Below are 8,762 nucleotides of genomic sequence, written 5' to 3' on the forward strand. Positions count from 1 at the left end.
CGCTCCGAGGGCTCGAGGACAGAGGGCAGGTGCCGCTATGTCATTTAGTCCGGGCCGCGTCAGCGGCTGTCGCCAGCGGCCGTGTGAACCCAGGCGGCGGGGTGAGATGCGGTGCCGGTGACGTGGGGGCACCGGTCGCTGTCGCAGCCGTCGCACGTGGGGCGATGCGAGGTTGGGTTCGACCCCGCTCTGGCGGAGATCCGAGATCAGGAGCGGGAAGGTCCCTGGAGGATGTCCAGCATCATGGTGAGCATGGGTAAGAAGCGACCTCGGCCTCGTCGGTCGGTCACGCCGGAGTACAAGGCCGAGATCGTGCAACGCCACTTGCTGCCGGCCGTCTACAGCGTCCGCGCGATGAGTTCCTTCATGATCTCGTTGGTGCCGCCGTAGATCTTCTGCACGCGGGCGTCGGCGTACCGGCGGCCGATGGGGTACTCACGCGTGTATCCGTAGCCGCCGAACAGTTGCAGGCACCGGTCGATCACCTGGCACTGCACCTCGGTGAGCCACCACTTGGCCATCGAGGCGGTGGCGGCGTCGAGTTCGCCGCGCAGATGCCGTTCGATGCAGGAGTCGACGAAGACCCGTCCGACGCGCGCGAGATTGGCGCACTCAGCCAGTTCGAACCGGGTGTTCTGCAGGGCGATCAGCGGCTTGCCGAACGCCTCACGCTGCTTGACGTAGTCGATCGTCTCGGCCAGCGCTGCTTCCGTGGTGGCGGCCGCGACGACCCCGATCACCAGCCGCTCCTGCGGCAGTTGCTGCATCAGCTGGGCGAATCCGCCGTTCTCGGTGCCGAGCAGGTTGGCGACCGGCACCCTTACCTCATCGAAGAACAGCTCTGAACCGCCCCGAGTCTGGTGGAGTCCTCGAACTGTGACCAGGGCTTGCTGGTCGGGTTGGTGGTGAGCGTAGAACATCGATTCGTACTTAGTCGGTGGCAGGTAGCCCAGGGCGGAGTGCAGTCGGTGGTGGTTGTACCAGTCGACCCATTCGGCGGTGGCCAGTTCGACCTGGCCGAGGCTGCGCCACGGCCGTCCGGGCTTGATCAGCTCGGTCTTGTAGAGGCCGATCGTGGATTCCATCAGCGCGTTGTCCAAGGCATCGCCGACGGTGCCGATGGACGCGTCGATGCCGGCCTCGACGAGGTGAGTGGTGAACCGGAACGACGCGTTGCGATCCAGCATCTGAGTGATGGATCAGCCCTGCCTCGACGGGCCGGCCGTCGCGGTCTCGACGCCACAGGCCCATGTCGAGGGCGTCCAGGACCAGGGTGGTGTGTTTGGTGGTGGCCGCGGACCAGCCGACGATCGCCCGGGAGTACACGTCAACGACGAACGCCACGTAGACCACGCCGGCGAACGTGGCCACGTGGGTGAAGTCCGCGACCCAACAGCGGTTCGGCGCCTGCGCGGTGAAGTCCCGTTGCACCAGATCCTGCGCCCGCTCACCGCCGCGGTCGGCGATGGTGGTCCGGATCTTCTTGCCCCGCACCACGCCCGTCAGTCCCGCCTGCCGCATCAGCCGCTGACCGTGCATCGGGCTACCGGTTGGCCATCGCGGCGTAACGCGGCCCAGATCTTGCGGGCCCCGTAGACGCCGTAGTTGGCCTGATGCACCCGCCGAATCTCGGCGGTGACTTCGGCATCGCGCACCGCCCGCGCCGACGGTGGCATGGCCTTGGCCTTGTAGTAGGTGCTGGCGGCGATCTTCATGCCGTGGCCGGTCAGGACACGGCAGATCGGCTCGACCCCGCCGAACTGCTCCCGGTAAGCGTCGATGAACGCTACGAGCGATGCTGTGGCCGGTCGAGCTCGGCCGCAAAGAAAGCCGACGCGGCCTTCAAGATCTCATTCGCCCGGCGCAGTTCGGCGTTCTCCCGCTTCAACCGGCGCAACTCCGCCGACTCGTCACTGGTGACCCCGGCGCGCTGCCCGGCGTCGACCTCGGCCTGGCGGACCCATTTACGCAGCGTCTCAGCCGACCCGATCCCCAGCTTCGTCGCGATCGATCCGATCGCCTCCCACTCGGTGGCGTAGTCGCCCCGGTGCTCCAGCACCAGACGCACCGCCCGCTCCCGCAGGTCTCTTGGGTGCTGCTTCGGCATGGTCAGATCCTCTCAAGCAAAGAGGTCTCTACCAGCCCCGGGGCGGTTCACACCTGGGGTGGCAGGGAGTGGCCCACGTTCACCCACGCCACCCGCATCCCTGTTCGCCCAGCCCAGGGCCACCCCCGGAGCACACGAACACCAGTTTGCGACCGGCTGGCACCTGCCCCGGATCGCGCGGGATTCGAACCTCGCCCAAGACGTCGTTGAGGTCGTCCTTGCCAAGTGACGTTTTGGTACTAGGCAATCGCCGTCTGGGTACGTAGTTGACTATTTATGATCATCGCATCGAGGGAAAGGGCTCCCCGGCGCGCACTCTCGGTGTACTTGTGGCGCGTCCCTGGGATTTCGATGGTGACGTCGAACTCCATGTGGTCGCTCCGCTCTTCGGGCCTTTTGTCAGTGACGGCTTCGGGGTCCGGGACCTCGAACCGAGGTCCCGGACCCCGTGCCTCCCGGCCCGGACCGGATGGCCGTTCAGGTCCCGACCGGTGCTGTGGGGTGTCGATCGAACCGCAGGTGTCCGCCTTCGCTCTCCCAGGCGTCTACGTCATCCTCGGGGCGCGCCAACCGTGGGGAGGGAGGACTCTGCGGAGTAGGTAGGATGCCGGCGCCGCGGGTGGTGTCGGCGGGACTGGAAGCGGCGAGCATGGCCGCCATCGCCACGTCGTGCGTGGTCTCCGGCGCTGTCACGGCCAGGTCGATCCGCAGATCCCGCCGGCCGGTGACGATCACGAGCCCGGTGCCGAGGGTGGTGAACCATCCCACCCGCACCACGACGCCGCCGACACCGATGCGACGAGGATGTCGGTCCCAGGCTGCCGGATCCAGCATGATCCGTTCGATCACGCCGCCACGCTGGGCGGTGAGCGCGGTGACCAGGCTGCACAGTTCGACGACCGGGTCGCGTGAGGTCGGCCACCAACCGCCGTCGAGCTGAGCCCGACTGGACGGCGGGTCGGCCAGCCGCAGGCGTGCCGTTGGCGGCTCACGGGTGCAGACCCACGTCATGCGGTCGGGGATAGCGCGGATCATAATTTCCGTCCCTTCGGTGCATCAGCGCCCGGGTCGCTTTCGGCGGGTCTGGGCGGCGTCTGGCGCTCTCCTCCGGACGACGGTCGGCCAAGACGGCGACCGTCAGCTTGACATCCCGGCCCTGAGCTGGGTTAGCGCACGCCTCAGCAACCGGGACACCTGCATCTGCGATATTCCAACCTCGGTGGCGATCCGCGCCTGGGTCATGTGGCGGTAGAACCGCATGGCGAGGATCCGACGCTCACGGGGGGAAAGCTTGGCGAGCAGCGGCAGCAGCGTCCGGTGATCGTCGACGCCTGCGTACCCGGGATCGACGGCGCCGATGAGCTCTATGGTCTCGGTGTCGTCGGCCTTGTGGTGGGGCGCGTTCAGCGACGCTAGGCGGTATGCCTGCGATGCGGTGAGGGCGGCCAGGACGTCGTTGACGCTCACGTCCAGGTGGTCGGCGAGTTCGGCGGTGGTCGGGTGATGGTCCTGTCGCTGCGTGAGTTCAGCTGTGGCGGCTCGCACCATGCTGTTCAGTTCCTGGGCGCGGCGCGGGACCCGCATCGCCCACGTCGTGTCGCGGAAGTGCCGGCGGAGGGCACCGACAATTGTCGGGACCGCGTAGCTGGAGAACTTGACGCCTCGTCGGGCGTCGAAACCGTCGACGGCTCTGACCAGGGCGAGGGCTGCCACCTGGGCCAGGTCGTCGTAGGGCTCTCCGCGGCCGCTGTATCGACGGGCCAGGCGGCTGGCCAGCGGCAGATTGCCTTCGATGATCCGGGTCCGCAGTCTCGTGCGATCCGGATCGTCGCGGCTCAGGGCGGCGTGTCGACGCAACATCTGCTCGCTCGTCGCCGGCGGGTCACCCATCGGCGGATGTCGGGAAGCGGCAGTCGCGGTCGCGGTGGGGATGACCATTGTTCAACGCCCCTTACGGCTGGTGGCGGCGGAACTGGCGGCCACCGGGGGCCCGGGCGACAACCTAACCGTACGCCTCATCGCGCCGGTCCGCACCACTGGACGCCGGCCGGGCGGGACAGCGCAGGCCCCCGCCGGTTTGACCGCGCAGTCAGGCGGACAGGTCGGCTGCCGTACCTGGCACGAACTGCTCGGAGCCGTCGACGATCGCCCGAGCCAGGTCGGCCAGCCGTCGGTTACGGCTGCGGGCGCCCGCACGCAACAGCGCGAAAGCCTCACCCACGTCCACCCGGAGGCGCTCGGCGAGGACACCCTTGGCCTGCTCGATTAGAACTCGGCTGTCGAGTGCGGTCTGCAGTTGCTCGGTGAGGACGTCGCGGTGGTGGATGGCGCGTTGCTGAAGCAGCCCGATGGTGGCCACGTCCGCCAGGGCCTGCCCGATCCGGACCTTGCCTTCGTCGAGCGCGCCCGGGCGGGTGTCGAAAAGGTTCAGCGCGCCGATGACCTCGGAACGTAGGCGCATGGGCAGAGCGTGTACCGCGGTGAAGCCGACCTCGGCTGCGGCGGCGGTGAACCGGGGCCAGCGGTGGTCGGCGGCCCGCAGGTCGATCGCCGACACGGGCTGGCCGGTGCGGAAGCAGTCCAGGCAGGGCCCCTGGTCGGTCTGCAGCTGGAACAACTCCAGCAGCCGGGTGCGCTCGGATGAGGCCGCCACCACCTGAAGGTTGCCCTGCTGGTCGGTCACCAACAGCCCGGCCGCCGAGACGCCCAGCAGTTCAACGCACCGGTCGGCGAGCACATGCAGGAATTCGGTCACGTCGAAATCGTCGACGAGTGTGTCAGCCATTTCCACGAACACGTCGGACAACTGGATCTCGGCCATGTCACTCACCCTCGGCACACGGTAGTCCCTCTTCGATGTCAAGTAGAGGGACTGACCGGGCGGCACAGCGGCTCAGCGCGGGGTGCCGCCGGTCGCAGGCGCGGGGGATCCGACGTCGTCCAGGTGGCGCAATGCCTCGGCCCAGGAGCGGCCCAGCGTGGTTTCGTGGTAGTCGATGTTGTGCTCGGCGCAGAACCGCCGGATCAGTGGTCTTGCGCGGCGCAGGTTGGGACACGGCATGCTCGGGAACAGGTGGTGTTCGATCTGGTAGTTCAGCCCGCCGAGCACGATGTCAAGGAGCACCCCGCCGCGGACGTTGCGGGAGGTGAGGACCTGTCGCCGCAGGTAGTCGAGGTTGTCGTCGTCGCCGAGGATCGGCATGCCCTTGTGGTTCGGAGCGAAGGAGCAGCCGAGGTAGACGCCGAGCACGCCTTGGTTGACGAGGATGAACGCGATCGCCTGCGCCGGGGTCAGGAGCAGGAACACGGCGGCGAGGTAACCGCCCAGGTGCAGGGCCAGCAGTCCCGCTTCGACGGGTCGGCGGGCGATGCGGCGCGACCCGAGGATCGCCTTCACGCTGTTGGCGTGCAGGTGCAGGCCTTCCAGCAGGAGCAACGGGAAGAACAGATACGCCTGGTAGCGCACCACCAGTGCGCCGATGCCGCGCTGTCGCCGGGCCTGGTCGGCGGTGAAGGACAAGGGCGCCACGGTGATGTCGGGGTCCTTGCCTACGGTGTTGGGGTGGGCGTGATGCCGGTTGTGCTTGTCCACCCACCAGCCGTAGCTGATCCCGGTCAAGAGATTGCCGTGCACGATGCCGACCAGGTCGTTCGCCCGGCGCGTGCGGGCTATCTGCCGGTGCCCCGCGTCGTGGCCGATGAAGCCAGCCTGCGCGAGGACCACCGCCAGGGCCACTGCGACGCCGAGCTGCCACCACGATTCACCCAGCTGGAAAAACAGCGCCCACAGTCCGGCGAAGCAACCGACGACCAGGCCGATGCGCACCGCGTAGTAGCACCGCCGCCGCTCCAATAGACCCGCGGTGCGGACCAGCCGCGACAGGTCCGCGTAGTCGCTGCCCCGCTGCCGCTCGGCGCCGAGGCTGGTATCGCTCATAATGGCTGCTCCCCCGCTGATCCTTCTCCGCTGGCTGGTCGCAGCGGCGGTGGCTCGGGCAGCCGGTCAGCAGGCGATGCGCTCATGGTGCGCCGCCGCGTGCCGGGGTTCGCCGTGCCACGGCGGCCGCGCCGCATCGGGCCACGCCCTCTGTTGCTGTTGAGCAGCTCCATGATCCGTTGGCTCACCGATTCCGACGTCAGAGTGCACTCGCTGCCTGGTCGGACCCGCGTGGGCTGCTGACCCTGGCGCGCCTCTCACGTCGGATTTTCGACGATCGGTTCCATCCGCTGCAGCGGATTGGCGTGATTTGCCCCGGAGCACGAGGGCACCATGGCGCGAGGGTGCGCTCGGCGGATGCTCCGGACAGAGCGACCCTCACGGGGACGGCGCGTCGGCGAGATCGGCCAGATCGACATGGAGAATGGCGAGCAGTCCGGTGTGCTTTTCGGGGTCCACCCGCTCCGGTAGTTCGCGCTCGACCCAGTCGGCCCTGACCTGCTGGCCGCGGTCGCGAAGAATGCTGACGATCCGGTGCCTGGCGATCATCATGGGATGCTCCCTTGGAAAGACGTCCGCGATGATCATGCTCGCGGACGGTGGTGCAGACGCGCTGGTCGGATCCGCCACCGTCGGGGGACGGCTGACCGCAGCTGGCGACCGGGACGTGGTTGGCGATCAGCCGGCACGACGAGCGGCTGTCAGGATGGGAATGACGAGGGTCAACGCCCGAGCGGGCTAGTCACGACGGCACCCGGCGATCACCGGGGGCCCGGGTGACGTACTCACCGTACGCCTCACAGCGCGGATCTGCACTGCTGCCGGACGCCGCTATCCGCAGCCGGCAATACGCCCCTATTGAGCCCGGTGCCTCCTAGAATCGGGCAGGGCTTCCTCGCCACCCGCCTCGGCCGGCTCCCCACTGCAGTCCTCGCTCCGGTCCTCAAGACCCGGAGTCAGTAGACGGGGACCTGATGACGATCGACCAAGCGGTAGGGCTGGGCCGGGAGCGCGAGGGGCCTCAGCTGGCAGCCCTGCTGGAGCTGTTCCTCGACCTGGTGTTCGTCGCCGCGCTCGCCCTGACGTCACGAACCCTGGCGCAGAATCTCGGTCTTGTCGGGGCCTTTCAGACCGTGGTGCTGCTGAGGGCGATCTGGTGGGTCTGGTCGATCACCGCGCTGGCAACCGCCCTCTACCACGCGCAGCGGCCCCCGATCTTCCCATGACGCTCTGGGCCATGCTCGGAACCATCCTGATGGCGGGCACGCTGCCCGACGCCTTCTCCGACCACGCGCTCGCCTTCGCGGGCGCTTACGTGACGGTCCAGGTGGGGCGTGGCATCTTCCTGGTCGCCGCCCTGCGCGGCCGCACGGCGCGACTGCACGCCGGCGGCCGGCTCACCCTGGCCACTCAACAACCAAGATCAGCCGTCAACTTGACACTTCCCTGCGTTGGTCGGTGGTCAGTTGGATCTGGGTGGCGGGGATGGTGCCTCCAAGGGGCGACCGGCGGCTTGTCGGGCGTCCGCGAGGGCGACGCCGAACAGTACGGCGGTGGCGGCGGTGGCGGCGACCAGTGGTGGGCCGAAGGCCAGCGGAAGCGCGAGCAGGAGCAGCACGATGATGCCGACGAGGCGGCGTGAGGAGATCCGGTTGTAGACGACGTGTTCCAGCCGAAGACGGCCAATCAGGAAGAGGGCCGGCCCGCCGAGGATCACCGCGAGCCAGGCCGGCTGCGTGTGCCCCCCGGGATGTTCCTGCACGATCTGGGAGCCGGCAGCCATGGCGACGATGCCGAGCACGAGGAGCACGTGAGCCGCACCGCCCACTCGGGCGGCGGCCGCCGGGTCCGTCGACATTGAGATGGCATCGGCGAAGACCTTCCCGGCGCGGTAGAAGTAGATGCGCCACAGCAGCACGGTCGACAGGAAGGCCACCACGAAGCCCGCCGTCGCAGCGACAGTGACTGGTTGCACAGCGTAGACGAGTCCCGCCGACAGCACTGTCTCTCCGACGGCGAGGAACAACAGTTGCTGGTACCGGTCGGGCAGGTTGCTGCTGCCCGCCACCGCCCACGCGCGGCCGGTCGATTCCCGCATGCCGGGCGCCCGCCAGCTCAGTCGAGCCCCGAGCAGATCGACAGCGATGGCGACCGACCACAGGGCGACCCGGTACTCCCCGCGTACCAGCGCTCCGCCGATCCAGATTACGGCTGAGACCGCGGACCACACGCCCCTGCGGGCGTAGGACGCCCGTACCGCCTTGTTCCCCCGCAACGCCGACAGGAGCAGCAACGGCCGCCCGACCTGCAACAACACGTACGGCACCGCGTAGCCTGCGCCACGTCCGCTGAACATGTCCGGCACGGACGTCGACATGAAGTGCAGACCGAACGCGCTGACCAGAATCATCAGCTGGATCCAGCGGTGCCGCGGATCGAACCGGCTGGTGATCTCTGCGGTGGTCGTCCACAGCCAAAGCATCGGCAGGGCCAGCACGAGCCCGTGCAGCAGCGCCAGCCAGCGCAGCGTCGCACTCTGGCTGGAAAGGTCCACCACGATCCGCTCAGTGACCGTGATCAGGGCGAATACCCACGGCCCCGGCGTTGTTCCGGCTTGAGGTGTTCTGTCCAGGTTGAGGACCGGACAGAGCTGAAGTTGTGGGACGAGCGCGACTTCTGATGATCTTTCGGGTGTCTACGCCAGAAGATCGTTCCAGG

General features: G+C 68.1%; 8 protein-coding genes and 1 pseudogene. 1 reads left to right on the top strand and 8 read right to left on the bottom strand.

Annotation, left to right across the window (positions count from 1 at the left end):
- Positions 1–338: 338 nt before the first annotated feature.
- The 7 genes and pseudogenes from DLJ47_RS36385 to DLJ47_RS24120 all read right to left on the bottom strand — a co-directional run bounded on the left by DLJ47_RS36385 (position 339) and on the right by DLJ47_RS24120 (position 6,632).
- Positions 339–920 (bottom strand): acyl-CoA dehydrogenase family protein, encoded by a 582-nt coding sequence (locus DLJ47_RS36385; protein ID WP_199235989.1) that lies wholly within the window; start codon positions 918–920, stop codon positions 339–341.
- Positions 906–2,107, bottom strand: a pseudogene (locus DLJ47_RS24095) (IS3 family transposase); the annotation flags it as partial. The gene DLJ47_RS36385 and the pseudogene DLJ47_RS24095, both read right to left, overlap by 15 nt.
- A 477-nt stretch (positions 2,108–2,584) precedes the next feature.
- Entirely contained in the window at positions 2,585–3,142 is a 558-nt protein-coding gene (locus tag DLJ47_RS24100; RefSeq protein WP_342447645.1) for a DUF5994 family protein, read from the bottom strand.
- Positions 3,143–3,244: 102 nt separating this feature from the next.
- Positions 3,245–4,045, bottom strand: a complete 801-nt coding sequence (locus tag DLJ47_RS24105; RefSeq protein WP_109903018.1) for a SigB/SigF/SigG family RNA polymerase sigma factor — start codon at positions 4,043–4,045, stop codon at positions 3,245–3,247.
- Positions 4,046–4,196: 151 nt separating this feature from the next.
- Positions 4,197–4,928 carry a GAF and ANTAR domain-containing protein gene (locus DLJ47_RS24110; RefSeq protein ID WP_109903020.1) on the bottom strand — a complete coding sequence of 244 codons (732 nt, stop codon included), beginning with the start codon at positions 4,926–4,928 and terminating at the stop codon, positions 4,197–4,199.
- A gap of 72 nt (positions 4,929–5,000) precedes the next feature.
- A complete protein-coding gene (locus tag DLJ47_RS24115; RefSeq protein WP_109903022.1) occupies positions 5,001–6,044 on the bottom strand; it encodes a fatty acid desaturase family protein in 1,044 nt (347 codons plus the stop codon).
- 378 nt (positions 6,045–6,422) lie between these two features.
- Positions 6,423–6,632 carry a hypothetical protein gene (locus DLJ47_RS24120; protein WP_109903024.1) on the bottom strand — a complete coding sequence of 70 codons (210 nt, stop codon included), beginning with the start codon at positions 6,630–6,632 and terminating at the stop codon, positions 6,423–6,425.
- 386 nt (positions 6,633–7,018) lie between these two features.
- Here DLJ47_RS24120 and DLJ47_RS24125 point away from each other — a divergent pair, with 386 nt between their 5' ends.
- Complete coding sequence (locus DLJ47_RS24125) at positions 7,019–7,270, top strand: low temperature requirement protein A (RefSeq protein WP_109903026.1); 252 nt, start codon at positions 7,019–7,021, stop codon at positions 7,268–7,270.
- Between the two features lie 236 nt (positions 7,271–7,506).
- Here the strand turns inward: DLJ47_RS24125 and DLJ47_RS24135 are convergent, their stop codons facing one another.
- The gene (locus tag DLJ47_RS24135) at positions 7,507–8,676 is read right to left on the bottom strand and encodes a low temperature requirement protein A (RefSeq protein WP_109903030.1); all 1,170 of its coding nucleotides are present in this window, start codon (positions 8,674–8,676) and stop codon (positions 7,507–7,509) included.
- Positions 8,677–8,762: the final 86 nt, after the last annotated feature.

It is taken from the genome of Micromonospora sp. S4605 (assembly GCF_003176715.1).
GTDB classification, from domain to species: domain Bacteria; phylum Actinomycetota; class Actinomycetes; order Mycobacteriales; family Micromonosporaceae; genus Micromonospora; species Micromonospora echinaurantiaca.

Coding starts and splice junctions, on each gene's coding strand:
- DLJ47_RS24110 (WP_109903020.1), bottom strand. CDS start 4,928: ATGGCCGAGATCCAGTTGTCCGACGTGTTCGTGGAAATGGCTGACACA.
- DLJ47_RS24105 (WP_109903018.1), bottom strand. CDS start 4,045: ATGGTCATCCCCACCGCGACCGCGACTGCCGCTTCCCGACATCCGCCG.
- DLJ47_RS24125 (WP_109903026.1), top strand. CDS start 7,019: ATGACGATCGACCAAGCGGTAGGGCTGGGCCGGGAGCGCGAGGGGCCT.
- DLJ47_RS24100 (WP_342447645.1), bottom strand. CDS start 3,142: ATGATCCGCGCTATCCCCGACCGCATGACGTGGGTCTGCACCCGTGAG.
- DLJ47_RS36385 (WP_199235989.1), bottom strand. CDS start 920: ATGTTCTACGCTCACCACCAACCCGACCAGCAAGCCCTGGTCACAGTT.
- DLJ47_RS24120 (WP_109903024.1), bottom strand. CDS start 6,632: ATGATCATCGCGGACGTCTTTCCAAGGGAGCATCCCATGATGATCGCC.
- DLJ47_RS24115 (WP_109903022.1), bottom strand. CDS start 6,044: ATGAGCGATACCAGCCTCGGCGCCGAGCGGCAGCGGGGCAGCGACTAC.